Origin of the sequence: Amycolatopsis sp. cmx-4-54 (genome assembly GCF_046548895.1) — a bacterium.
Lineage (GTDB): Bacteria > Actinomycetota > Actinomycetes > Mycobacteriales > Pseudonocardiaceae > Amycolatopsis.
The window spans coordinates 306,806-329,864 of record NZ_JAEBEJ010000005.1 but is presented as its reverse complement, the minus strand read 5'-3'; the positions used below and the strand labels follow the sequence as shown (position 1 = coordinate 329,864).

The window sequence follows — 23,059 nt, the reverse complement described above, 5'->3', positions numbered from 1 at the left end:
TCCCTCAAGGAGGCCTTCACGGACTCGATGATCGCCCTCGGGTCAGCCGAAGAAACTCGACGTTCACACCTTCCCCAGTACATGAAGGCCCCCTTCCTGTACTTAGGCGCAAGGAAGGGGGCGATCTCATGTACACCAGGCAAAGCAACCGGGCCGGTCAAGCCGTCGGAAGTCCCCATCAACCCTTGTCGGTCGGGACGCTCACCGCGTCGGTCACGAACACCAGGGTCTCGTTCGGCGCGATACCGTTCCCGCCCTGGCCGTAGCCGAGGTCCGGCGGGATGATCAGCAGCCGCCGCGCGCCCTGTTTGATCCCTTCGAGGCCCTTGTCCCAGCCCTGGATGACCATGCCGGCGCCGAGCGTCAGCTCGAACGGTTCACCGCGGTCGAAGGAGCTGTCCAGTTTCTGCTTGTTGGACCAGGTGACCAGCGAATAGTTCATCTTCAGGTTCGCGCCCGCCTTGGCGCCCTCGCCGGTGCCGGGCTCGAGGTCCTTGGTGATGAGCTTCTTCGGCGGGTCGCAGTCGTCCGGGATGGTGATGGTCGGCGCTTCGCCGAACTTCCCGGTGGTCTTCACGTCCTCGGCCGTGCATTCCTTGCCCTTCGGGGCGGCCGGAGCCGACGACGACGCCGACGCGGGGGCCGCGCCGGAGGTCTGGGCCGAACCTGCGGTGTTCTGTTTCTCGCCACAGGCCGCCAGGGCGAGGACGCCCGCGCCGATGACCACGATCTTGCCGAATGTGCGCATGCGGCCGACCTTAGCCAAGACCCTCCAGCGCGGGAACAAGGTCACCGGTCTGCACTACGCCCATCCGCCGGGTCGCCCTGGTCAGGGCCACATAGAGATCGTTGAGCCCGCGCGGCGACCCGGCGACGACCTCGTCCGGGGACACCAGCAGCACCGAATCGAACTCGAGGCCCTTCGCTCGCTCGACCGGCATCACCGACACCCGGTCTCCGGCCTCGCCGAGCGTCTCCGAGAGCGAAGCGACCAACGGCGACGGGCACAGCACGGCGACCGTCCCACCGTCCACGGCGGACAGTTCGGCGTCGACGAGGCCGGGCAGTTCCGCGGTGAGATCCGCCGGGTCCACGGACCGAAGCCAGGGTTCGAAACCCGTCTCCCGCACCGAAACCGGTGCCTCCAGTTCCGGGTTCACCTCGGCGAGCACCCGGGAGGCGACGGCCATGATCTCCGCCGGGGTCCGGTAGTTCACGGTCAGTTCCTCGAGCCGCCAGCGATCGGCGACGTACGGCGAAAGCGCCTCGCCCCACGTCCGCGCCCCGCCGGCCGCCCCGGTCTGGGCGACGTCGCCGACCAGCGTCATCGACCGGTTCGGCGACCGGCGCATCAGCAGCCGCCAGTCCATCGCGGTCAGTTCCTGTGCCTCGTCGACGATCACGTGCCCGAAGGTCCACGTTCGGTCCTGGGCGGCCCGCTGCGCCGCGGTCATCTCGCTGCGGCGCTGCTGACGTTCGGCGAACAGCTCCGCGTCGAGGACGTCGCCCACCCGCAGCAGTTCCTCGTCGACGATCTCCTCGTCCTGTTCGAGGATGTCGAGCACGCCTTCCGCGTACGCGCGGTCCTCCCGCTCGCGGCGGGCGGCCTCGGCACGGGCTTCGGTGTCGTCCTCGCCGAGCAGCTCGGCGAGTTCGTCGAGCAGCGGGACGTCCGAGGGGCTCCACTTCGCGTCCGTGGGGCTGTAGAGATGCTCACGGTCGGTGTCCGACAGGGCCTTTCCGGCCGCGCTGCGCAACCGTTCGCGGTCGGCGAACAGCTCGTCGAGCACGATCTCGGGGGTGAGTTTCGGCCACAGCCCGTCGATCGCGGCCGCCACGTTCTTGTCCGCGGCCACCTCGGCCCGGATGTCCTGGACGTCCCGCGCGTCGAGCAGGTCCTCCCCCAGTTTGCGGGCGGCCTGCCGGGTCAGCGCGTCGAGGAGATCCGAGACGAAGATCCGCCGGGCGAGGTTGTGCGGACGGCGCGACCGGCGGGCCCGCGTCCGCGCCTCGGTGCAGGTCTTGCGGTCGAGCATGAGGATCTCGCGCTCGAACTCGATCTCCAGCACCGGTTCCGGCACGCGCTGCCGGTCGCGGACCGCGTTGGCGAGCACGCCGGCCATCACCGGGCGGCCCTTGATCTCGGCGGCCTCGCGGGTGACCGGCCCGTCGGCGTCCAGGCCCGGGTACAGCTGCCCGATCGTGGCCAGCAGCACCCCGGTCTCGCCCAGCGACGGCAGGACCTGCCCGATGTAGCGGAGGAACGTGCTGTTCGGCCCGACCACCAGCACGCCGCGCGTGGTGAGCTGCTGGCGATGCGTGTAGAGCAGGTACGCCGCGCGGTGCAGCGCGACGGCGGTCTTGCCGGTTCCCGGACCGCCCTGGACCACCAGGACACCGTTCGGCGACGCGCGGATGATGCGGTCCTGTTCGGCCTGGATGGTGGCGACGATGTCGCTCATCTCGCCGGTGCGGCGGCGTTCGAGCGCGGCCAGCAGCGCCGCCTCGCCCGCGAGCCCGAGGTCCTGGCCCTGGTCGGCGGCGGAGAGGTCGAGGATCTCGTCGTCGACGCCGACGACCTTCCGGCTCAGCGACCGGATGTGGCGGCGGCGCCGCACACCTTCGGGTGAAGCGGCGGTGGCGAGATAGAAGGGCCGCGCGACCGGCGCGCGCCAGTCGACGAGCAGCGGACGGTAGTCGTCGTCCTCGTCGAACAGCCCGAGCCGCCCGATGTAGGTGGTCTCCTCGCCGTGCTCCGGCAGGAAGTCGAGACGGCCGAAGCACAGGCCCTGCTCGACGGAGCTCAGCTGGGCCAGCCTGTCGGTGTACAGCGTCGTGGCGACGTCGCGTTCGGTGCGCGCCTGCGGGGTGCCGCCGGTCTGGCGCAGCGTCTCGTCGAGCCTGCGCTGCGCGTCGACGCGTTCGGCGTCGAGCTTGCGATAGAGGGTGGTGACGTACTGCTGCTCGAGCGCGACGTCCTGCTCGAGCGCGTCGAGTTCCCGGTCCGGGGACACGGACAAAAGCAGCCTGCTTTCGAGAGGTGGGACAGGGGCCGAATGAACTACAACGGCGCCCGCCATCATCTCATTCCCGCGCTCTCACCCGGACCAGGAGGAAGGCGGCGAGGGACAGGACGGTGGCCACACTCGCCCACACGACGTTCTCGTGGAGCAGCGCGGCGAAGGTGGCCGTGACGCCCGCGATGGACTGTGCGACGAACCCGCACAGCGCGACCGCGTATGCGCCTTGCCCGGGCACTTCGCTCACCGCCACGGCCATGCTGCTCGGGAAAAGCGCGGCCTGGCCGAAGGTGGTCCCGCAGTAGAGCGCGACGAACGTCACGAGGGCGGCTGTGAGCGGAATCGCGGGCAAGAGCCACAAGACGATCGTCAGCAGGCCGGCGCCGGCCATGACCAGGGCGCCCGCGCGCGTCAGCCACGGCGAGCCTTTGCGCCCGGCCAGCTGGTTCACCAGCAGCGCGCCGGCGAAGTAGGCCAGCCCGAAGAGGAGGCCGAGTCCGCCGTACTGGTCGATGCTCAGCCCGAAGTGCTGCTGGAAGACGAACGGCGAGACCTCTTGGAGGAGCACGATCGTCGCGAAGCCGAGCCCCGCCGCGATCGTCGGCCGCAGGAATGCCGGAACGGCGAGGATCCGGAGGTAGATCCGGATCATCCCGGTCTTCTCCACGCGGCCCCTGGCGAGCGGGATCATCAGCGTGCCCAGGACACAGAGCACGCCCGCCGCCGTCAGCACCGCGAAACCGCCCTGCCATCCGCCGATCAGCCCGCCGGCGAACTGCCCGCCGCCGAGCGCGGTGACGAACGCGATGGACAGCACCGAAAGCCGCTGGGCGAGCGCGTCGCCGTCACCGAGGTCCCGCACGACGATACGGGCGACGATGGCCGCGCCTCCGGCGCCGATCCCTTGCAGGGAACGGAGAACGAGGAGCCACGCGGGCGAGGTGCTGACGATGAGGACCGCGCTGGCGGCGACGAACAGGCCCAGTGACGCCAGCATCGCGGCCCGGCGCCCGAGACGGTCGGCCGCCCGGCCCCACAGCACCACCGGCGCCGCCGCGCCGACGACGAACAGCGACACCGAGAGCGCCGCGAAGCTGCGCGACACCCCGAAGTCGCGCTCGATCATCGGAAGCGAGGGAAGGTAGATCGTCGTCGCCATCTGCGCGGTGAAGACGACCAGGCAGGCGACCGCCATGGTCCCGCGTCCGGCGCGGACGGTGGCCGGGTGCTCGGTTGTGCTCCTCACTCCGCCGGACGGTACCGACGGGTAACCCGGCTGGGCAACGCGCGCCAGCAGGTGGGAACGCGTGAAGGCCCCCTTCCCTCGGTTCAGCCGAGGGAAGGGGGCCTTCACGCGTTACAAGATCAGAAAGGCAGCCCGATGACCGGCAGCCCGATCGCCGAATCGACGGCCAGCGCGACGAACACGATCATCAGGTACGTGTTCGACCGGTGGAACAGCGACATCGGCTTGGTCTCCTCGCCGCGCCGCACCGCCGCGTTCAGGCTGTGCGCGTAGAAGAGGAACCAGCCGCCCGCCAGGAGCGCGAACGTCGTGTAGATCCAGCTCGTCACCGGGACCAGCAGCAGCGTCCACGCGACCATCACCCACGAGTAGATGACGATCTGCCGCGCCACGTGCTGCGGGGTGGCGACCACCGGCAGCATCGGCACGCCGGCGCGCTCGTAGTCGTCGCGGTACTTCATGCCCAGCGCCCAGGTGTGCGGCGGGGTCCAGAAGAAGATGACGCCGAACATCACGAACGCGGGCCACTCGACGGTGCCGGTGACGGCGGCCCAGCCGATGACGACCGGCATGCAGCCCGCCGCACCGCCCCAGACCACGTTCTGTGACGTACGCCGCTTCAGCACCAGCGTGTAGACGAAGATGTAGAAGAGGATCGTCACGATCGCGAGGATCGCCGAGAGCAGGTTCACCGTGAAATAGAGCACGACGAACGACAGGACACCGAGCACGAGACCGAAGATCAGCGCGCCTCGCCGGGGCACCGATTCCTTCACCAGCGGGCGACGCTTGGTGCGGTTCATCACCTTGTCGATATCCGCGTCGATGACGCAGTTCAAGGCGTTGGCACTGCCGGCGGCCATGGTGCCGCCCACGAGCGTCGCGAGCACCAGCCACGGCGACGGGATTTCCCGGCCTGCCAGGAACATCGCGGGAATCGTGGTGACCAGGAGGAGCTCGATCACCCTGGGCTTCGCTAGGGCGGCGTACGCGCCGACGACCTGGCGGATCGTTCGCCGGCCACCGTGCGGCAGTTCACCGGTCGGATGTACGGCGCTGGTGCTGTCACTGCGTCCGTGCGCAGCGTTCACCAACGACATTTCACTCCCTGCGTCAGTTTTCGGGGCGGGGTCCACCAGGCTTCCGGGTGATGTGGCGGCCCCGGATCCGGCGTGATCTGAACCCTTCCCCGATGTTAGACGTGCTGTTTCCAGAGGGTGATCGCGGGTCCTCGACCGGCCGAACCATTAGGCTGGCCGCGGTAGCCAGCGGCGTACCTCTGCGAACGGCCCGGACCAGGAATATCGTCCCTTCCGGATCGATTGAGATTAGTAGCGGTACACATGGGTTACCCACGAGGGAAGAGAAGCCACAACCTGATGACGGGGAGTTCGAGTTCAGTGTCCGAAACCGCCTCTACCAGCGAGAAGAACCCACTCCTCCGGCGCAACGTGCCCGCCGACTGGACCGAGAACGACACGCGGGCCGTCGACACCGTTCGGGTGCTCGCCGCGGACGCGGTCGAGAACTGCGGCAGCGGTCACCCCGGCACCGCGATGAGCCTGGCGCCGCTCGCGTACACGCTCTTCCAGCGGACGCTGCGTCATGACCCCGCCGACCCGGAGTGGCCCGCCCGTGACCGCTTCATCCTCTCCGCCGGTCACTCGAGCCTCACCCTCTACATCCAGCTGTACCTCGCCGGGTTCGGCCTGGAGCTGGAAGACCTGAAGCAGCTGCGCAAATGGGACTCGAAGACCCCGGGTCACCCGGAGTACCGCCACACCAAGGGTGTCGAGACCACCACCGGCCCGCTCGGCCAGGGTCTCGCCAACGGCGTCGGCATGGCGATGGCGGCCCGCCGCGAGCGCGGCCTGCTGGACCCGGAGCCCGCCGTCGGCGAGAGCATCTTCGACCACTACGTCTACGTGATCGCTTCCGACGGTGACATCGAAGAGGGCGTCACCGCCGAGGCCTCCTCGATCGCCGGCCGCCAGGAGCTGGGCAACCTGATCGTCTTCTGGGACGACAACGAGATCTCGATCGAGGACGACACCAAGATCGCGCTGTCCGAGGACGTCGTGAAGCGCTACGAGGCCTACGGGTGGCACACCCAGGTCGTCGAGGGTGGCGAGGACGTCGTCGCGATCGAAGAGGCCATCAAGGCCGCGAAGGCCGAGACCGAGCGCCCGTCGTTCATCGCGCTGAAGACCGTCATCGGGTACCCGGCGCCGAAGAAGATGGGCACCGGCAAGGCCCACGGCGCCGCGCTCGGCGCCGAAGAGGTCGCCGCGGTCAAGGAGATCCTCGGCTTCGACCCGGAGCGGACCTTCCAGGTCGACGACGAGGTCATCGCGCACACCCGCCAGGCCGTCGACCGCGGCAAGAGCGCCCGCGCCGAATGGCAGGAGAAGTTCGAGGCGTGGGGCGCCGCGAACCCGGAGCGCAAGAAGATCGCGGACCGGATGTCGACCCGCACGCTGCCCGAGGGTTTCGCGGACAACCTGCCGACGTGGGAGCCGGACGCCAAGGGCATCGCGACCCGCAAGGCCTCCGGTGAGGTGCTCAACGCCCTCGCCGACCCGCTTCCCGAGCTGTGGGGCGGTTCCGCGGACCTCGCGGAAAGCAACAACACCACCATGAAGGGGGCCGACTCGTTCGGCCCGGAGAAGGCTTCCACCGAGATGTGGAAGACCAGCCCGTACGGCCGGACGCTGCACTTCGGCATCCGCGAGCACGCGATGGGCTCGATCCTCAACGGCATCGCGCTGCACGGCGGCACCCGTCCCTACGGCGCGACGTTCCTGATCTTCTCCGACTACATGCGCCCGCCCGTGCGGCTGGCCGCGCTGATGAAGGCGCCGGTCACCTACGTGTGGACGCACGACTCGATCGGCCTGGGCGAGGACGGCCCCACCCACCAGCCGATCGAGCAGCTCTCCGCCCTGCGCGCCATCCCCGGCCTCAACGTCGTCCGCCCGGCGGACGCCAACGAGACCGCGTACGCGTGGAAGGCCGTCCTGGAGGACGTCCACCACCCGTCGGGCCTCGCGCTCACCCGGCAGAACGTGCCGGTCCTGGAGGGCACCAGCGCCGAAGGCGTCAAGCGGGGCGGTTACGTCCTCGCCGAGGCGTCCAACGGCAGCCCCGAGGTCGTGCTGATCGCGACCGGCTCCGAGGTCCAGCTGGCCGTCGAGGCCCGCAAGACCCTCGAGGCCGACGGCATCCCGGCGAGCGTCGTCTCGATGCCGTGTGTCGAGTGGTTCGACGCGCAGGACCAGTCCTACAAGGACTCCGTGATCCCGCCGTCGGTCAAGGCACGCGTCTCCGTCGAAGCCGGTATCGCCCAGTCGTGGCACCGCTTCACCGGTGACGCCGGGGTGAACGTTTCGATCGAGCACTTCGGTGCTTCGGCCGACGCCGCCACGCTGTTCCGTGAGTTCGGTTTCACCGCGGAGGCAGTCGTCGAGGCCGCCCGTCGCTCGATCGCCAACACCAAGAACTGAAGGGGAAAGCAAGCATGAGCAACGACAAGCTCGCGCAGCTGTCCGAGGCAGGCGTCTCGATCTGGCTCGACGACCTGTCCCGTGAGCGCCTGAACACCGGCAACCTCGCCGGCCTGATCCGCGACAAGCACGTCGTGGGCGTGACGACCAACCCGACGATCTTCGCCAACGCGATGTCGAAGGGCGAGGCGTACGACGAGCAGACCAAGGAGCTCGCCGCCCGCGGCGCCGACGTCGAGGCCACCATCCGTGAGCTGACCACCACCGACGTGCGCAACGCCGCGGACCTGTTCCGCGACGTCTACACCGCCACGAACGGGGTCGACGGCCGGGTGTCCATCGAGGTGGACCCGCGGCTGGCCAAGGACTCCGACAAGACGGTGGCCGAGGCGCAGGACCTGTGGAAGACCGTGGACCGGCCGAACGTGCTGATCAAGATCCCGGCCACCGAAGAGGGTCTCCCGGCGATCACCAAGACCCTGGCCGAGGGCATCAGCGTCAACGTCACGCTGATCTTCTCGGTCGAGCGGTACCGGGCGGTCATCGAGGCTTACTTCGCCGGTCTGGAGCAGGCGAAGGCCAACGGCCACGACCTCAAGGGCATCCACTCGGTCGCGTCGTTCTTCGTGTCCCGTGTGGACACCGAGATCGACAAGCGGCTCGACGCCATCGGCACCGACGAGGCCAAGGCGCTGCGCGGTGAAGCCGCCATCGCCAACGCGCGGCTCGCGTACGCGGCGTTCGAGGAGCTCTTCGCTTCGGACCGCTGGAAGGCACTCGCCGAGGCGGGCGCGAACGCGCAGCGTCCCCTGTGGGCCTCCACCGGTGTGAAGGACCCGCAGTACTCCGACACCCGCTACGTGGACCAGCTCGTCGTCAAGGACACGGTCAACACGATGCCGGAGAAGACCCTCGACGCGGCCGCGGACCACGCCGACGTCACCGGTGACACGGTGACCGGCAAGGGCGCCGACGCGCAGGCCGTCTTCGACAAGCTGAGCGCGGCAGGCATCGACATCACCGACGTGTTCCTCACCCTCGAGAACGAGGGCGTCGAGAAGTTCGAGAAGTCGTGGACCGAACTTCTCGAGACCGTCACCGGGCAGCTGGAAAAGGCAAAGGACTGATCCCGACCATGGCAGGGGAAACGACCGGCGTCGAAATCGTCGACGCCGCCCTGGCCGGCGAAGCCGCTCCGTTCGCGGAGCGGCTCGTCGCCGACCAGGTCGCATCGAAACTGGCGTCCCAGGACGCCACACTGTGGGGTCCCGAAGCCGAGTCCGAAGCGTCGATCCGTCTCTCGTGGACGACGCTGCACAAGTCCTCGCGGCCGTTGATCGGCGAAATCGAGACATTGCGGACCGACCTGCGCTCGGAGGGCGTCGACCGCGTCGTCCTCGCGGGCATGGGCGGTTCATCGCTGGCCCCCGAGGTCATCACCGCGACGGATGGCGTCGCGCTGACCGTCCTCGACACCACTGACCCGGGCCAGGTCGCCGACGCTCTCGCCGGTGACCTGGAGCGGACGGTCATCGTCGTGTCGTCGAAGTCCGGCGGCACCGTCGAGACCGACAGCCACCGCCGGATCTTCGCGAAGGCCTTCGCCGACGCGGGCATCGACGCGGCGCGGCGGATCGTGGTCGTCACCGACCCGGGCTCGCCGTTCGCGGAACTGTCCGAAAAAGAGGGTTACCGCAAGGTCTTCCTCGCCGACCCGAACGTCGGCGGCCGTTACTCGGCACTGACCGCGTTCGGGCTCGTCCCGGCCGGGCTCGCCGGCGCGGACGTCGCCCGCCTGCTCGACCAGGCCGCTTCGGTGGCCGACGAGCTGGCCGCCGACTCCGTGGACAACCCCGCGGTCAAGCTGGCGGCGGCGTGGGCGGCGGCGCACGAAAAGGGCGCCGAGAAGGTCGTCATCGGCGACACCGGTTCCGGGATCAAGGGTTTCGCCGACTGGGCGGAGCAGCTGATCGCCGAATCCACCGGCAAACAGGGCACCGGTCTGCTGCCGGTCGCCGTCGAGGGCCCGAGCGCGCCCGGATTCGCCGACGCCAAGGACGACGCCACCCCGGTGGCGGTCGGACCGGCGGAGGGCGCGGCGAAGATCTCCGTGACCGGCTCGCTCGGCGCGCAGTTCCTGCTGTGGGAGTTCGCCACCGCGCTCGCCGGGCGGCTGCTCGGGATCAACCCGTTCGACCAGCCCGACGTCGAGGCCGCCAAGAAGGCCGCGCGGTCGCTGCTCGACGACCCGGACAAGCTGAAGGGCGGCGAGAAGCCGTCCACTGTGGACGGCGCGGTCGAGGTGTTCGGCTCGGCAGGCGTGGCCACGGAAGGAAAGCTCGCGGACATCCTGCGGGCTTTCTTCGACTCCGCACCGGAAACCGGCTACATCGCGGTGCAGGCGTACCTAGACCGTCTCGACGACGCGTCGACGTCGCTCCTGCGTGGCGAGATCGCCAAGCGGACCGGCCGCCAGACCACCTTCGGGTGGGGGCCGCGGTTCCTGCACTCGACCGGGCAGTACCACAAGGGCGGGCACCAGAACGGCGTCTTCCTGCAGCTCACCGGCGCCGTCGAGGACGATCTCGACGTTCCGGACCGGCCGTACACGCTCGGCGTCCTGCAGCACGCGCAGGCGCTGGGTGACGGCCAGGTGCTCGCCGAGCACGGCCGTCCGGTGCTGCGCCTGCACCTCACGGACCGGGCCGCCGGCCTGGCCGAACTGGTCCGCGCGGTACAGGAGGCCGGCGAGTGACACGTGCCTGGAACAACCCGCTGCGCGACCCGCGCGACAAGCGGCTGCCGCGGATCGCCGGGCCGTCCAGCCTGGTGATCTTCGGCGTCACCGGTGACCTCGCCCGCAAGAAGCTGATGCCGGCGATCTACGACCTCGCCCACCGTGGGCTGCTGCCCGCCGGGTTCTCTCTGGTCGGGTTCGCCCGCCGGGACTGGGAACACCAGGACTTCGGCGAGCTCGTGCACGACTCGGTCAAGGAGCACGCGCGGACGCCGTTCAAGGAGTCGGTGTGGAACCGGCTCGCCGAAGGGATCCGCTTCGTCCAAGGCACCTTCGACGACGACGACGCCTTCGACCGGCTCGCGCAGACGGTCAAGGACCTCGACGCCGAGCGCGGCACCGGTGGCAACACCGCGTTCTACCTGTCGATCCCGCCGAGCGCGTTCCCGGTGGTGACCAAGCAGCTCGCCCGCTCCGGCCTCGCCGAGGCGAGTGAGGACACCTGGCGCCGCGTCGTCATCGAGAAGCCCTTCGGCCGCGATCTCAAGAGCGCCAAGGAACTCAACGAGATCGTGAACGACGTCTTCCCCGAGGAGTCGGTGTTCCGCATCGATCACTACCTCGGCAAGGAGACGGTGCAGAACCTGCTGGCGCTGCGCTTCGCGAACCAGCTGTTCGAGCCGATCTGGAACGCCAACTACGTCGACCACGTGCAGATCACCATGGCCGAGGACATCGGTCTCGGCGGCCGCGCGGGGTACTACGACGGTATCGGCGCCGCACGCGACGTCATCCAGAACCACCTGCTGCAGCTCCTCGCGCTGACCGCGATGGAGGAGCCGGTCTCGTTCGCTCCGCGCGCTCTCCGCGCGGAGAAGGTCAAGGTGCTTTCGGCGACCAAGCCGCTGGCGCCGTTCGACGAGACCACCGCGCGCGGGCAGTACGCGGGCGGCTGGCAGGGCGGTATGAAGGTGCCGGGACTGCTGCAGGAAGGCGGTTTCGCGAAGGACTCGACCACCGAGACCTACGCCGCGGTGACGCTGGAGGTGCAGAACCGCCGCTGGGCGGGGGTTCCGTTCTACCTGCGCACCGGCAAGCGGCTGGGCCGCCGGGTCACCGAGATCGCCGTGGTGTTCAAGCGGGCGCCGCACCTGCCGTTCGACTCGACCTCCACCGAGGAGCTGGGCCAGAACGCGCTGGTGATCCGGGTGCAGCCCGACGAGGGCATCACGCTGCGGTTCGGGTCGAAGGTGCCGGGGACCACGATGGAGGTCCGCGACGTCACCATGGACTTCGGCTACGGGCACGCGTTCACCGAGTCGTCCCCCGAAGCCTACGAACGGCTGATCCTGGACGTGCTGCTCGGCGAGCCGTCGCTGTTCCCGGTGAACGAAGAGGTCGAGCTGTCCTGGGAGATCCTGGACCCGATCCTCGACCACTGGGCCAAGAAGGGCGCGCCCGAGGCGTACCCGCCCGGTTCGTGGGGGCCGCCGTCCGCGGACGAAATGCTGGAACGTACCGGCCGGAACTGGAGGCGTCCGTGATCATCGACCTGCCGTCGACCACGACGTCGCAGCTGAACAAGAAACTCGTCGAGATCCGCGAACAGGGCGGGCAGGTGGCGCTCGGCCGCGTGCTGACGCTGGTCATCGTGGCCGACGACGACGACCGGCTCGAAGAGGCGATCGAAGCCGCCAACGAAGCCAGCCGGGAACACCCCTCGCGGGTGATCGTGGTGGCCAAGGGCGCACGGACCGCGGCGCCGCGGATCGACGGCCAGATCCGGGTCGGCGGCGACGCCGGCGCGAGCGAGGTCATCGTCCTGCGGCTCTACGGTCCGCTGGCCTCGCAGGGCCAGAGCGCGGTCGTGCCGCTGCTGCTGCCGGACGCGCCGATCGTCACCTGGTGGCCGGGCACCGGTCCGAAGGCCCCGGCCAAGGACCCCCTCGGCGAACTGGCCCAGCGCCGGATCACCGACTCCGCGGCGGAAAAGGCACCCATAAGAGCACTCACCACCCGGGCGAAGTCCTATGTGGAGGGTGACACCGACCTGGCGTGGACCCGGCTCACCAGCTGGCGCGCGCAGCTGGTGTCCGCTTTGGACCTTCCGCCGCATGAGAAGGTCACCGGCGCGACGGTGACCGGCGAGGCCGACTCGCCGTCGACCGAACTGCTCGCCGGCTGGCTGGCCGAGTACCTCAAAGTGCCGGTGAAGCGGGTCAAGAGCAGCGGTGCCGCGGGCATCATCTCGGTGAGGCTGGACCGGCGGTCCGGACCGGTGGAACTGCACCGGCCCGACGGGCGGGTCGGCATGCTGACCCAGCCGGGCCAGCCGACGCGCCGGATCGCCCTGCAGCGGCGGGACAACAAGGACTGCCTGATCGAGGAACTGCGGCGGCTCGACCCGGACGAGGTCTACGAGGCTTCGCTGAACGGGCTGGGCAAGATCTCGTCGGGCACCGCGGCCAAGGCCGATCCGGTGAAGAAGGCGGCTCCGGCGGCGAAGAAGGCCGCCGTTTCGTCGAAGAAGGGCACCTCATGAGCAAGACCGAGGTCGTCGTCTACGAGAATCCGGACCTCCTGGCCGCCGCCGCGGCGGCCAGGCTGGTCACCCGGATCGTGGACGTCCAAGCGGCCAAGGGCTCGGCTTCCGTGGTGCTCACCGGCGGCGGCACCGGGATCGCGATCCTGAGGGAACTGCGCGACTCCAGTGCCCGTGACGCCATCGACTGGTCGCGGCTGGACCTCTACTGGGGCGATGAGCGCTTCGTCCCGGCGGACTCGGACGACCGCAACGAGAAGCAGGCCCGCGAGGCGCTGCTCGACCACGTGCCGCTCGACCCGAAGCGGGTGCACGCCATGGCACCCTCGGACGGCGAGTTCGGCGATGACGTGGACAACGCTGCCGCGGCGTACGCTGACGTGCTCGCCGCCAACGACTCGGCGTTCGACATCATGTTGCTGGGCCTCGGCGGGGAGGGGCACACCGCCTCGATCTTCCCCGACAGCCCGGCGGTGCACGAGAAGGAACGCTCGGTCGTCGCGGTGCGGGACTGCCCGAAGCCGCCGCCGACCCGGATCTCGCTGACCCTGCCCGCGATCCGTCGCGCGCAGGACATCTGGCTGGTCACCGGCGGCGACGCCAAGGCGGACGCCGTCGCACAGGCGCTGGCCGGTGCGGGCGAGGTCGAGCTTCCGGTGGCGGGAGCACGCGGCAGCCGCCGCACGCTCTGGCTGCTGGACCGAGGCTCCGCCTCGAAACTCACGAAGGTCTACCAGACACCTACAAGCTGACGCTTTCGCGCGTGAAGGCCCCCTTCCCTCGACTGAGCCGAGGGAAGGGGGCCTTCACGCGCTTCCGGCCGAGGTGCCCCAAGGCGTAACTCGCGAGTTACGTCTCTGATCACGCGAGTTACGCCTCCAAGCACGCGAGTCGCGAGTTCGAGCACGGCCACCCCGGTAGTGACACCCCCATGGCGGAAGTCCGCGAAGGCCTCCTTCCCTACGCTGAAGGACGGGAAGGATGCGCGGCAGGGTCACCGCGCGGCCACGAAACGTGACTTAGATCAACTTCCGGGGACTTTCGCATCAGAGAGGACTTGTTCGCGCGTCGAAACGATCAACGGACCACCGAGCCCGGGTGGTCCGGTGTGGATTCGACCGACCGAACGTTCATGCACTTGTCCGCAGAACGGACAGTGACCGACCAGTCGCTAGCCCGACTGGGGGAAACTTACCGCCCTTGTACATCCACCCGTTAGCATCCGCACATTTGTTCGTTCCTGCGCGTCCCGATCGGGCGAAGAACACCTCTCACCATTCAAGTCCACAAGACGAGTGAGGTCGCCAGCGATGAGCACAGAGGGTCTCTCGATGCCAGGTATCTCGGTGGGCGGCTCCGGAGCGGACGCCGCCGACCGGATGCGCCGTGCCGCCGGGGTCATGTCGTTCGCCAAGATCAAACGCCCTGCGCTGGTCGCGCTGGGCATCGACACACTCGCGATCTTCCTCGCCGCGCTCGACGTGTGGCTGGTGATCCCCGAGAAGGCTCAGCCGTACTCCATCTACCTGTCCGGCGCCGCGTGCCTCGGCCTCGCCTTCCGGCGCAAGCTGCCGTTCCTCGCGGTGATCGTCACCGTCCCCGGGTTCCTGGCGGGCTGGTCGCAGCTGGCCGCGATGATCGCGCTCGGCTTCCTCGCCACCCGCAAACAGATGCACTGGCAGACCTGGACCGGGTTCGCGCTCGTCTTCACCTGCCGGTTCGTCCAGTGGCCGCTGGCCGACTTCGTCGAGCTCAGCTGGCGTGAGCACGTCCTGGACGGCATCTACGGCGTCATCGTCGCCGGGATGCCGGTGGCCATCGGCCTGCTCATCGGGGCGCGGACCGAGATCTCGCAGAAACTGTCCGAACTGGCCGCCAGCCGCGACCGTGAGCGCCGCTTCCACGCCGACGCCGTCCGCGCGGAAGAACGTGCCCGCCTCGCGCGGGAGATGCACGACGTCGTCTCGCACCAGATCACGCTGATCGCGATGCAGGCCGGCGCGCTGCAGGCGCAGACCACCGACGCCCGCTCGCTCGAAACCGCGCAGGTCATCCGGAAGCTGAGCACCAAGACGCTCGAAGAACTGCGCTCACTCGTGAGCGTGCTCCGCTCGGGCTCCGACGACGACGGTCCCCGGCCGGGGATCAACGAACTCGACCGGTTGATCCGCGGCTCGGACGTCCCGGTGCATCTGACCGTCGAGCGGATCCCCGACCTCCTGCCCAGCCAGGTTTCGGCGGCGGCCTACCGGACCGTGCAGGAATGTCTGACCAACGTGCACAAGCACGCGCCCGGCGCCACCGCGACCATCCGGATCCAGGGCGAACACGGTTCGCTCAAGGTCGAAATACGCAACGAGCGCGCCCGGACCTCCGGTGCGGCCCTGCCCTCGGGAGGACACGGGCTGACCGGGCTGGCCGAACGCGCTCGACTGCTGGGTGGGAGTTTCGAGACCGCCGACACCGAGGACGGCGGGTTCCGGGTGCGTGCCCGGTACCCGCTCGACCGGTGATCGGGGACTAGATCTCCCGGCGCTGGCGCAACCGCTCCAGCGCCTCGGCGAGGATGGCCTCGCCGTCGGCGTCGGAACGCCGTTCCTTCACGTACGCGAGGTGAGTCTTGTAGGGCTCGGTCCGCGGCGCGGCAGGAGGGTTCTTCTCGTCCTGCCCACCGGGGAGCCCGCAGCGCGGGCAGTCCCACTCGTCGGGAATCTCGGCGTCCATCGAGAACGAGGGCTGTGCCTCGTGCCCGTTGGCGCACCAGTAGGAAATGCGGCGCCGCGGCGCCGACTCACCCCGTTCCGATTCGCCCGAAGGACCGGCACCCACACGGGTGCCACGAATCGCGTTACCGCCAACCATGAATCCTCACACCTATAGGGATCGGCGGCGCGCCCCCCATAGGCACGCCGAAACACCTGGATCGATCAGACCTTGAGCAGGAGCCCGAGGCCGATGATGCTGATCAGCCACACCGAACCCAGCAGCACCGTGATCCGGTCGAGGTTCTTCTCGGCCACGCTGGAACCGGACAGGCTCGACTGCATACCGCCACCGAACAGCGAAGACAGACCGCCACCACGGCCGCGGTGCAGCAACACGGCGACCACCAGGAAAAAGCTCGAGGCGATCAACAGGATTTGCAGGAACAGCTTCATGTCATCCTCTGCGCTCTTTGGAGAATGCAGGAAAACGGTGTGCCACCGGCGGCCGGGGTTGAAACAACCCAGCACCGCCAGAACACACCGTACTCCTGGACTCGTCCACTGCTGTGTGACGGACCGGATACCCAGGCTACCCGGTAGGTGCCCCGATCAGGGAAGGGGCCCGCCCGCGGCGAGTGCGCAGAGTTTGGTGAACTCGTCACCATCCAGGCTGGCACCACCGACGAGCGCCCCATCGATGTTCTCGCAGGCGACGAGGTCACTGATGTTGTTGGCCTTGGCCGAGCCCCCGTAGAGCACGCGGACCGAGGACGCGACCTCGGCGCTGTACTTCTCCGCGAGGGTGGCGCGGATGGCTCCGCACACCTCCTCGGCGTCCTGCGGGGTCGCGACCTTGCCGGTCCCGATCGCCCAGACGGGCTCGTAGGCGACGACGACGTCCTTGACCTGCTCGGCCTTGAGCCCCTTGAGGCCCTCCACCAGCTGGGTCGTGGTGTGGGCGATGTGCTCGCCGGCCTCGCGGACCTCGAGCTTCTCCCCCACGCACAGGATCGGCGTGATGCCGTGCTTGAGCGCGGCCTTGACCTTCTTGTTCACCAGTTCGTCGGACTCGCCGTGGTACTCACGCCGCTCCGAGTGCCCGACGGTGACGAAGCTGCACCCCAGCTTCGCCAGCATCGGACCCGACACGTCACCGGTGTAGGCACCGGAGTCGTGCGGCGACAGGTCCTGGGCGCCGTAGGTGAGCGACAGCTTGTCGCCGTCGGTCAGCGTCTGGACGCTGCGGATGTCGGTGAACGGCGGCAGGACCGCGACGTCGACCTTCGCGTAGTACTTCTCCGGCAGAGCGAAGGCGATCTTCTGAACCAGCGCGATGGCTTCGAGGTGGTTCTGGTTCATCTTCCAGTTGCCGGCGATGAGCGGTTTGCGCGCCACTAGTCGTTCTCTCCCAGCACAGCGACTCCGGGCAGTTCCTTGCCCTCCAGGTACTCCAGCGACGCGCCGCCGCCGGTCGAGATGTGCGAGAAGCCGTCCTCCGGCAGACCGAGCTGCCGCACGGCCGCGGCGGAGTCGCCCCCGCCGACCACGGTGAAGGCGTCGCTCTCGACCAGCGCTTCGGCCACGGCACGGGTGCCACCGGCGAAGGACTCGAACTCGAACACGCCCATCGGGCCGTTCCAGAACACGGTCGCCGCGTCGGCCAGCTTGCCCGCGAACAGTTCCCGCGACTTCGGGCCGATGTCGAGACCCATGCGGTCGGCCGGGATGGCCTTCGCGTCGACGACGTCGAACTCCGCGTCGGCCGCGAAGCCCGTCGCCGCGAGGACGTCCACCGGCAGGATCAGCTCGACACCGCGCTTCTCCGCCTCGGCGAGGAAACCGCGGACCTGCTCCAGCTGGTCCTCCTGCAGCAGCGAGTCGCCGACCTCGTGGCCCTGGGCCTTGAGGAAGGTGTACGCCATGCCGCCGCCGATGAGCAGCCTGTCGACCTTGGTCAGCAGGTTCGCGATGACACCCAGCTTGTCCGACACCTTCGCGCCGCCGAGGACGACGACGTACGGCCGCGCGAGGTCCTCAGTGAGCTTCTTGAGGACGTCGACCTCAGCCAGCACGAGCCCGCCCGCATACGCCGGAAGCGCCCGCGCGATCTCGTAGACCGAGGCCTGCTTGCGGTGCACGACGCCGAAACCGTCGGAGACGAACGCGCCGCCCGGAACGAGCGCGGCCAGCTCCGCGGCCAGCTCCTGCCGCTCGGCCTCGACCTTGCTGGTCTCGCGCGCGTCGAACCGCACGTTCTCCAGCAGGGCCACCTGTCCGTCGGTCAGACCCGCGACGGTGGCCTTGGCGGACTCGCCGACCAGGTCACCGGCCAGCGGGACGTCGACGCCGAGCAGCTCGGTGAGCTTCACGGCGACGGGCGCGAGCGAGAACTTCGGGTCCGGCTCGCCCTTCGGACGGCCGAGGTGCGCCATGACGACCACCTTCGCGCCCGCCTCGGCGAGGCGCTTGAGCGTCGGCAGGGCCGCGCGGACGCGGCCGTCGTCGGTGATCTTGTTCCCGTCGAGCGGGACGTTCAGGTCGGATCGCACGAGTACGAACCGGCCCGAGACGTCCTCGCCCAGCAGGTCTTCGAGGTTCTTCAGCGCCATGGCTCAGGAGAGCTTGTTGCCGACGAGCTTGACGAGGTCGGCGAGGCGGTTGGAGTAGCCCCACTCGTTGTCGTACCAGCCGACGACCTTGACCTGGTTGCCGATGACCTTGGTCAGCGGCGCGTCGTAGATGCAGGACGCCGGGTCGGTGACGATATCGGCCGAAACGATCGGGTCGTCGCTGTAGCGCAGGATGCCGGCCAGGGGGCCCTCGGCGGCGGCCTTGTACGCGGCGTTGATCTCCTCGAGGGTCGCGCTCTTGGTCAGCGTGACGGTGAGGTCGGTGGCCGAACCGGTCGGGACCGGGACGCGGACCGCGTAGCCGTCGAGCTTGCCGTTGAGCTCCGGCAGGACCAGGCCGATGGCCTTGGCGGCACCGGTCGAGGTCGGGACCATGGACAGCGCGGCGGCACGGGCGCGGCGCAGGTCCTTGTGCGGCGCGTCCTGGAGGTTCTGGTCCTGCGTGTACGCGTGGATCGTGGTCATCAGGCCCTGCTCGACACCGAAGGCGTCGTTCAGCACCTTGGCCAGCGGGCCGAGGCAGTTGGTGGTGCAGGACGCGTTCGAGATGATGTTCTGCGAACCGTCGTACTTGTCGTCGTTGACGCCCAGCACCACGGTCAGGTCCTCGCCCTTGGCGGGCGCGGAGATGATGACCTTCTTGGCGCCACCGGCGAGGTGCGCCTTGGCGGCGTCACCGGTGGTGAAGAAACCGGTCGACTCGACGACGACGTCCACGCCGAGGTCGCCCCAGGGCAGGTTGGCCGGGTCGCGCTCGGCGAGGGCCTTGATCGTCTTGCCGTCGACGACGATGCCCTCGTCGCTGACGCTGACCTCGCCCGGGAAACGGCCGAGGATGGAGTCGTACTTGAGCAGGTGGGCCATGGTGGCGACGTCGCCGAGGTCGTTGAACGCGACTACCTCGATGTCGTGACCGGCGGCCTGCACGGCCCGGAAGAAGTTGCGGCCGATGCGGCCGAAGCCGTTGACACCTACGCGAACCGTCACTGCTGCCACTCCCTTGAGACTCGTCCGGGATCGCCCCGGTAAGACGTCCTTTACTCGGGCGCAACCCTAGCGTGCGTGCTCGGGCGACCCTCTTTGCCCTGACGAGACTTCCACCACTCGGTGGGTCAGGTCAAGAATCGATTAAGACCGCCGCTACCAGGCCGTCTTGTCGAAACTCTCAGCTTCCCTGTGCTAGCCGTCGCTCCAACGGTGTCCGCATTCGTGGCGTGACTCGCACCTCTCCGAACCACTCGGCCAGGTGGTTCGCCTCCGCCTCGACGGCCCGTTCGACGTCCGCGCCGACGTCCTCCAGGAAGTGGTGGACGACCTCGCCGTCCGGCCGCTGCGCCCAGCCGCCGACGATGCGGCCGTCGGCCCAGACGGTGGGCCCGATGTTCCCGGTGCCGTCGAACAGCGGCGCCTTGTGCGGGCCGAGATACCAGTCGCGCTCGATCCAGCCCATCGCCGTCGGATCGAGGGACGGGAGCAGGGCGACCCAGGGGGCGGGCTCCGCGACCGGCTCCAGATCGTCGACGAGCACGACGCCGGGTACGCCGTCGAGATCGACCTCGACCGGCTGAATCGCCGCGAGCGCCCTCTTCGTCTGGCCTATCGTCCAGCCCGTCCACCAGCGAAGGTCCGCGACCGGGGCGGGTCCGTAGGCGTACAGCCACCTTCGGGCCAGCTCGGCCCTGGCGGCGTCGGCGTCCCATGCGGCGAGACCCTGTGGCAGCCAGCCCGCCATCGGGGCCCAGTAGTACTGGCTGCTGATCCAGCTGCCGCGCGGGCGGCCACGCACGATACGGCCGTCGACCGCGAGCTGGAACAGGACACGGCTGGTGACGTTGGCGATCGCCTCGTACGGCTTGCCCTTCGCCATCAGCAGCTGCTGTTTGAGCCGCGGCTCGTCCTCGGAAAGCTGCTGTGCCGTGGCGGAACCGCGGGCCTTCAGCGCGCGCTCGGTCGCGTCCTCGACCTCGGCGAGCCAGCGCTCCGGCTCCGGCACGTTCACCGGATGTCCCTGCGTGCCGAGGTGCTGTTCGAGCAGGCGGCGCTGCTTCTTGGCGATGTCGGCGGAACACGCGGCCTGCACGAGCGCCGCGTTCTCGTGACCGAGGACGAAGACCGTGCGGCGCATGCCGAGCATCCGGATCAGGGTGCGCTCCTCGTACAGCGCGCTTTCCAGCTCGGCGACACCGCTGCCTTTGACGCGCGCCCACGCCGACAGGTGCACCGACGCCGGATCGGTGGCATGCAGCGCGACGACCGCGTCCGCGGCGGCGTGCACCGACTCGGCGGGCGCGACGAGGCGATGACGCGTCGCGAGGCGGGCACGACGCTGCCCGATACCGATCTTGGGGGTCACGGATCGTTCCTACCACCGGGCCCCGACAAAACCCCGGATCGGACCGGGCTCGTGTTCAACTTGCGCGGGATGGCCGTTCCCCCGTCGTCGTGACCCCGGCCCGGTCCGTAAAGGCCTCCTCGAGTACATGAAGGCCCCCTTCCTTGCGCCTAGGTACAGCAAGGGGGCCTTCATGTACCGAGGCCACTCGTGAAGGGCTAGACCCGCTCCAGCTCGAAGACCGGGATGACGCGGCCGGTCTTGCTCTGGTAATCGGCGAACTGCGGCTGGAGGGCGGACTGCCTGGCGTAGACCTCGTCGCGCTCGGCGCCGGCGAGCAACCGCGCGCGGACGGGGAAGGTCTCGGTGCCGAGTTCGACCTTTGTGTCCGGGTGGGCCACCAGGTTGTGGAACCACGCCGGGTTGTCGTCCGAGCCGCCCTTGCTCGCGAAGATGAAGATCCGGTCACCTTCGAGAAGCGGGACCAGCGGCGCGATCCGCTGAGCGCCGGACTTCGCGCCGGTGTGGTGGACGAGGACGAGCGGGTAGCCCTCGAACATGCCCCCCGCCTTGCCGCCGGTCTCACGGAACTCGGCGATCACGGTGCGGTTGATCTGGTCGAAGTCGAACGTGTCAGTCATGACCTCGATCGTATGGCGCATCCAGTGACCATATCGATGCCTGAAAACGCCACGAAGATATCCATCTGTCGCACTATCCTCGATGGCATTGACCTGTTGGCCGAAGCGCTCGCCGTGGGCGGAGTGCGTGGCGCCGCCGGAGCGCGGATCGAGGCATCCGGACCATGGGGCATCCTCTGGCACGGCATCACCCGCGCCGCCTTCTACGCCGTCACCTGCGGCACCGCCTGGCTGGAACTCGCCGGGCACCCGCCGCGGCAGCTCATGCCCGGCGACGTCGTCCTGCTGCCGAACGGCCCGGAGCACACTCTGCGCAGCGCCCCGGACGTCGCGATCATTCCCAACCTGTGCACGGCGGCGGAGAAGGCCCGGGACTGCGGTGGCGTGCTGCGCCTCGGTTCCGGCGAGGTGGAGACCCATGTCCTCGGCGCGTCCTACGCCTACGACCCGGCGGTGTCCACCCAGGTGCTCGCCACCCTGCCGGAACTGGTGCACATCCGCGCGAACCACGTCGGCGGCGGGCTCGACGACACCGTCCGTCTGTTGTCGCGGGAACTGGCCTCCCCGCAGATCGCCACCGAGTTCGTCCTCAACCGGCTCGTCGACATCCTCCTCGTCCAGTTGCTCCGCGCGTGGCGGACCGAGAAACCGGCCGAGGCCCGGGGGACGTGGCTCGGCGTCCTCGGCGATCCACTGATCAGCGTGGCACTGGCGAAGATCCACGAGGACCCGGCGAAACCGTGGACCACCGACCTGCTCGCGGCGGAACTGGCGACATCGCGCAGCACACTGACCCGGCGCTTCCGCGAGACCACCGGCCGGACCCCCGGCGAGTACCTCACCCAGTGGCGGATGGACCTGGCCGCCGTCCGGCTGCGCGACACCGGAGACACGGTGGACACCATCGCCCACTCGGTCGGCTACACGTCGGTGTACGCGTTCAGCCGGGCCTTCCGCCGGGCTCGCTGTCAGGCGCCCGGGCAGTACCGGGCCTCGGCGCGTGAAGACCTCAAGCCGGCCGGGTGACCGGAACGACCTCGAGAAGTTCCTTCAGGCCTTCGAAATCCTGCGGATCGGTGGTGTACAACGGCATCCGGTGCGCGATGGCGACACTGGCGATCATCAGGTCGGCCACCCGCCGCCGGGGTGTCCTGCCCATCGCGAGCACGGACGCCGACACCCGGCCGAAGATCCGCGCCGCCTCGGTACCGAAGGGCAGCGGGTCGAACTCGGATTCCACCCGTTGCAGCAGATCCGTGCGCCGGGCCCGTTCGGCCGGGTCGGCGGCGTAATGCGGACCCGCCGACAGTTCGGCGAGCGTGATCGTGCTGATCGACATCAGGTCCGGCAGCTGGGCGTGATCGATCGCCCGGCGCAGAATGAGGATGTTCGTGTCGAGCAGGCCGTGGACCTCAGCGGCCATAGGGATCGTCCGCCTCCCCTTCGAAGGCCTCGTCGAGGTCCGCACGGAACCTGTCCGGGTCGATGAGCGGAGCGTTCGCCGAACCGGTGGCGAACTGGTCACGGGAAACGGCGTGCCGTCGACACAGCGGAATCAGCTGGGCGATGGGCGAACCGCTACGGGTCACGGTGAAGGTTTCGCCGTGCTCGACCGCGTCCATGATCTCGCCGGACCGGTTCCGGAGATCACGCTGGGAGATCTCGTGCTGAACGCTCATATCCGCACTTTACCACGAAGTGCC

The 23,059-nt window shown here is 69.0% G+C and carries 21 protein-coding genes; 8 read left to right on the top strand and 13 right to left on the bottom strand.

The window, feature by feature from the left end; genetic code table 11:
- Window positions 1–178 precede the first annotated feature (178 nt).
- The 4 genes from ACLJQ7_RS18765 to ACLJQ7_RS18750 form a co-directional block, all read right to left on the bottom strand.
- On the bottom strand, window positions 179–748 hold the full coding sequence (locus ACLJQ7_RS18765) for an FKBP-type peptidyl-prolyl cis-trans isomerase (RefSeq protein WP_219153041.1): 570 nt from the start codon (window positions 746–748) through the stop codon (window positions 179–181).
- A gap of 10 nt (window positions 749–758) precedes the next feature.
- Entirely contained in the window at window positions 759–3,014 is a 2,256-nt protein-coding gene (locus tag ACLJQ7_RS18760; RefSeq protein ID WP_410649812.1) for a HelD family protein, read from the bottom strand.
- 70 nt (window positions 3,015–3,084) lie between these two features.
- Window positions 3,085–4,266, bottom strand: a complete 1,182-nt coding sequence (locus ACLJQ7_RS18755) for an MFS transporter (protein WP_410649468.1) — start codon at window positions 4,264–4,266, stop codon at window positions 3,085–3,087.
- 119 nt (window positions 4,267–4,385) lie between these two features.
- Window positions 4,386–5,366 (bottom strand): heme o synthase, encoded by a 981-nt coding sequence (locus ACLJQ7_RS18750; RefSeq protein WP_410649467.1) that lies wholly within the window; start codon window positions 5,364–5,366, stop codon window positions 4,386–4,388.
- Window positions 5,367–5,666: 300 nt separating this feature from the next.
- On the opposite strand from ACLJQ7_RS18750, the gene tkt reads away from it, so the two are divergent.
- The 7 genes from tkt to ACLJQ7_RS18715 all read left to right on the top strand — a co-directional run bounded on the left by tkt (window position 5,667) and on the right by ACLJQ7_RS18715 (window position 15,561).
- On the top strand, window positions 5,667–7,769 hold the full coding sequence (gene tkt, locus ACLJQ7_RS18745) for a transketolase (protein ID WP_410649466.1): 2,103 nt from the start codon (window positions 5,667–5,669) through the stop codon (window positions 7,767–7,769).
- A 14-nt stretch (window positions 7,770–7,783) separates the two neighbouring features.
- On the top strand, window positions 7,784–8,896 hold the full coding sequence (tal, locus tag ACLJQ7_RS18740) for a transaldolase (protein ID WP_410649465.1): 1,113 nt from the start codon (window positions 7,784–7,786) through the stop codon (window positions 8,894–8,896).
- Window positions 8,897–8,904: 8 nt separating this feature from the next.
- Entirely contained in the window at window positions 8,905–10,524 is a 1,620-nt protein-coding gene (locus ACLJQ7_RS18735; RefSeq protein WP_410649464.1) for a glucose-6-phosphate isomerase, read from the top strand.
- Window positions 10,521–12,050 (top strand): glucose-6-phosphate dehydrogenase, encoded by a 1,530-nt coding sequence (gene zwf / locus ACLJQ7_RS18730; protein ID WP_063270998.1) that lies wholly within the window; start codon window positions 10,521–10,523, stop codon window positions 12,048–12,050. Before ACLJQ7_RS18735 ends, zwf begins: the two co-directional genes overlap by 4 nt.
- Window positions 12,047–13,048: a glucose-6-phosphate dehydrogenase assembly protein OpcA gene (gene opcA, locus ACLJQ7_RS18725; protein WP_410649463.1), complete on the top strand. Its 1,002-nt coding sequence runs from the start codon at window positions 12,047–12,049 to the stop codon at window positions 13,046–13,048. Before zwf ends, opcA begins: the two co-directional genes overlap by 4 nt.
- Window positions 13,045–13,800, top strand: a complete 756-nt coding sequence (gene pgl / locus ACLJQ7_RS18720) for a 6-phosphogluconolactonase (protein ID WP_410649462.1) — start codon at window positions 13,045–13,047, stop codon at window positions 13,798–13,800. Before opcA ends, pgl begins: the two co-directional genes overlap by 4 nt.
- A 558-nt stretch (window positions 13,801–14,358) precedes the next feature.
- Window positions 14,359–15,561, top strand: a complete 1,203-nt coding sequence (locus tag ACLJQ7_RS18715; protein WP_410649461.1) for a sensor histidine kinase — start codon at window positions 14,359–14,361, stop codon at window positions 15,559–15,561.
- A 7-nt stretch (window positions 15,562–15,568) separates the two neighbouring features.
- On the opposite strand, the gene ACLJQ7_RS18710 is transcribed toward ACLJQ7_RS18715, so the two are convergent.
- From ACLJQ7_RS18710 to ACLJQ7_RS18680, 7 genes are all read right to left on the bottom strand, one after another.
- A complete protein-coding gene (locus ACLJQ7_RS18710) occupies window positions 15,569–15,910 on the bottom strand; it encodes an RNA polymerase-binding protein RbpA (protein ID WP_034311760.1) in 342 nt (113 codons plus the stop codon).
- Between the two features lie 65 nt (window positions 15,911–15,975).
- On the bottom strand, window positions 15,976–16,206 hold the full coding sequence (gene secG, locus ACLJQ7_RS18705) for a preprotein translocase subunit SecG (RefSeq protein ID WP_125783705.1): 231 nt from the start codon (window positions 16,204–16,206) through the stop codon (window positions 15,976–15,978).
- Between the two features lie 156 nt (window positions 16,207–16,362).
- Entirely contained in the window at window positions 16,363–17,148 is a 786-nt protein-coding gene (gene tpiA, locus ACLJQ7_RS18700; RefSeq protein ID WP_410649460.1) for a triose-phosphate isomerase, read from the bottom strand.
- Window positions 17,148–18,356, bottom strand: a complete 1,209-nt coding sequence (locus ACLJQ7_RS18695) for a phosphoglycerate kinase (protein WP_410649811.1) — start codon at window positions 18,354–18,356, stop codon at window positions 17,148–17,150. The genes tpiA and ACLJQ7_RS18695 overlap by 1 nt, the downstream gene beginning before the upstream one ends.
- A 9-nt stretch (window positions 18,357–18,365) precedes the next feature.
- Window positions 18,366–19,370: a type I glyceraldehyde-3-phosphate dehydrogenase gene (gap, locus tag ACLJQ7_RS18690; RefSeq protein WP_034311751.1), complete on the bottom strand. Its 1,005-nt coding sequence runs from the start codon at window positions 19,368–19,370 to the stop codon at window positions 18,366–18,368.
- Window positions 19,371–19,548: 178 nt separating this feature from the next.
- Window positions 19,549–20,736, bottom strand: coding sequence for a winged helix DNA-binding domain-containing protein (locus ACLJQ7_RS18685; protein ID WP_410649459.1), 1,188 nt, complete (start codon window positions 20,734–20,736; stop codon window positions 19,549–19,551).
- Window positions 20,737–20,933: 197 nt separating this feature from the next.
- A complete protein-coding gene (locus ACLJQ7_RS18680) occupies window positions 20,934–21,377 on the bottom strand; it encodes a nitroreductase family deazaflavin-dependent oxidoreductase (RefSeq protein ID WP_410649458.1) in 444 nt (147 codons plus the stop codon).
- Between the two features lie 75 nt (window positions 21,378–21,452).
- Here ACLJQ7_RS18680 and ACLJQ7_RS18675 point away from each other — a divergent pair, with 75 nt between their 5' ends.
- Complete coding sequence (locus ACLJQ7_RS18675) at window positions 21,453–22,382, top strand: AraC family transcriptional regulator (protein WP_410649457.1); 930 nt, start codon at window positions 21,453–21,455, stop codon at window positions 22,380–22,382.
- Here the strand turns inward: ACLJQ7_RS18675 and ACLJQ7_RS18670 are convergent.
- Together ACLJQ7_RS18670 and ACLJQ7_RS18665 are read right to left on the bottom strand one after the other, a co-directional pair.
- Window positions 22,366–22,779, bottom strand: a complete 414-nt coding sequence (locus tag ACLJQ7_RS18670; RefSeq protein WP_410649456.1) for a type II toxin-antitoxin system VapC family toxin — start codon at window positions 22,777–22,779, stop codon at window positions 22,366–22,368. The genes ACLJQ7_RS18675 and ACLJQ7_RS18670 overlap by 17 nt on opposite strands.
- Window positions 22,769–23,035, bottom strand: a complete 267-nt coding sequence (locus ACLJQ7_RS18665; RefSeq protein WP_410649455.1) for a type II toxin-antitoxin system Phd/YefM family antitoxin — start codon at window positions 23,033–23,035, stop codon at window positions 22,769–22,771. Before ACLJQ7_RS18665 ends, ACLJQ7_RS18670 begins: the two co-directional genes overlap by 11 nt.
- Between the last annotated feature and the right edge of the window lie 24 nt (window positions 23,036–23,059).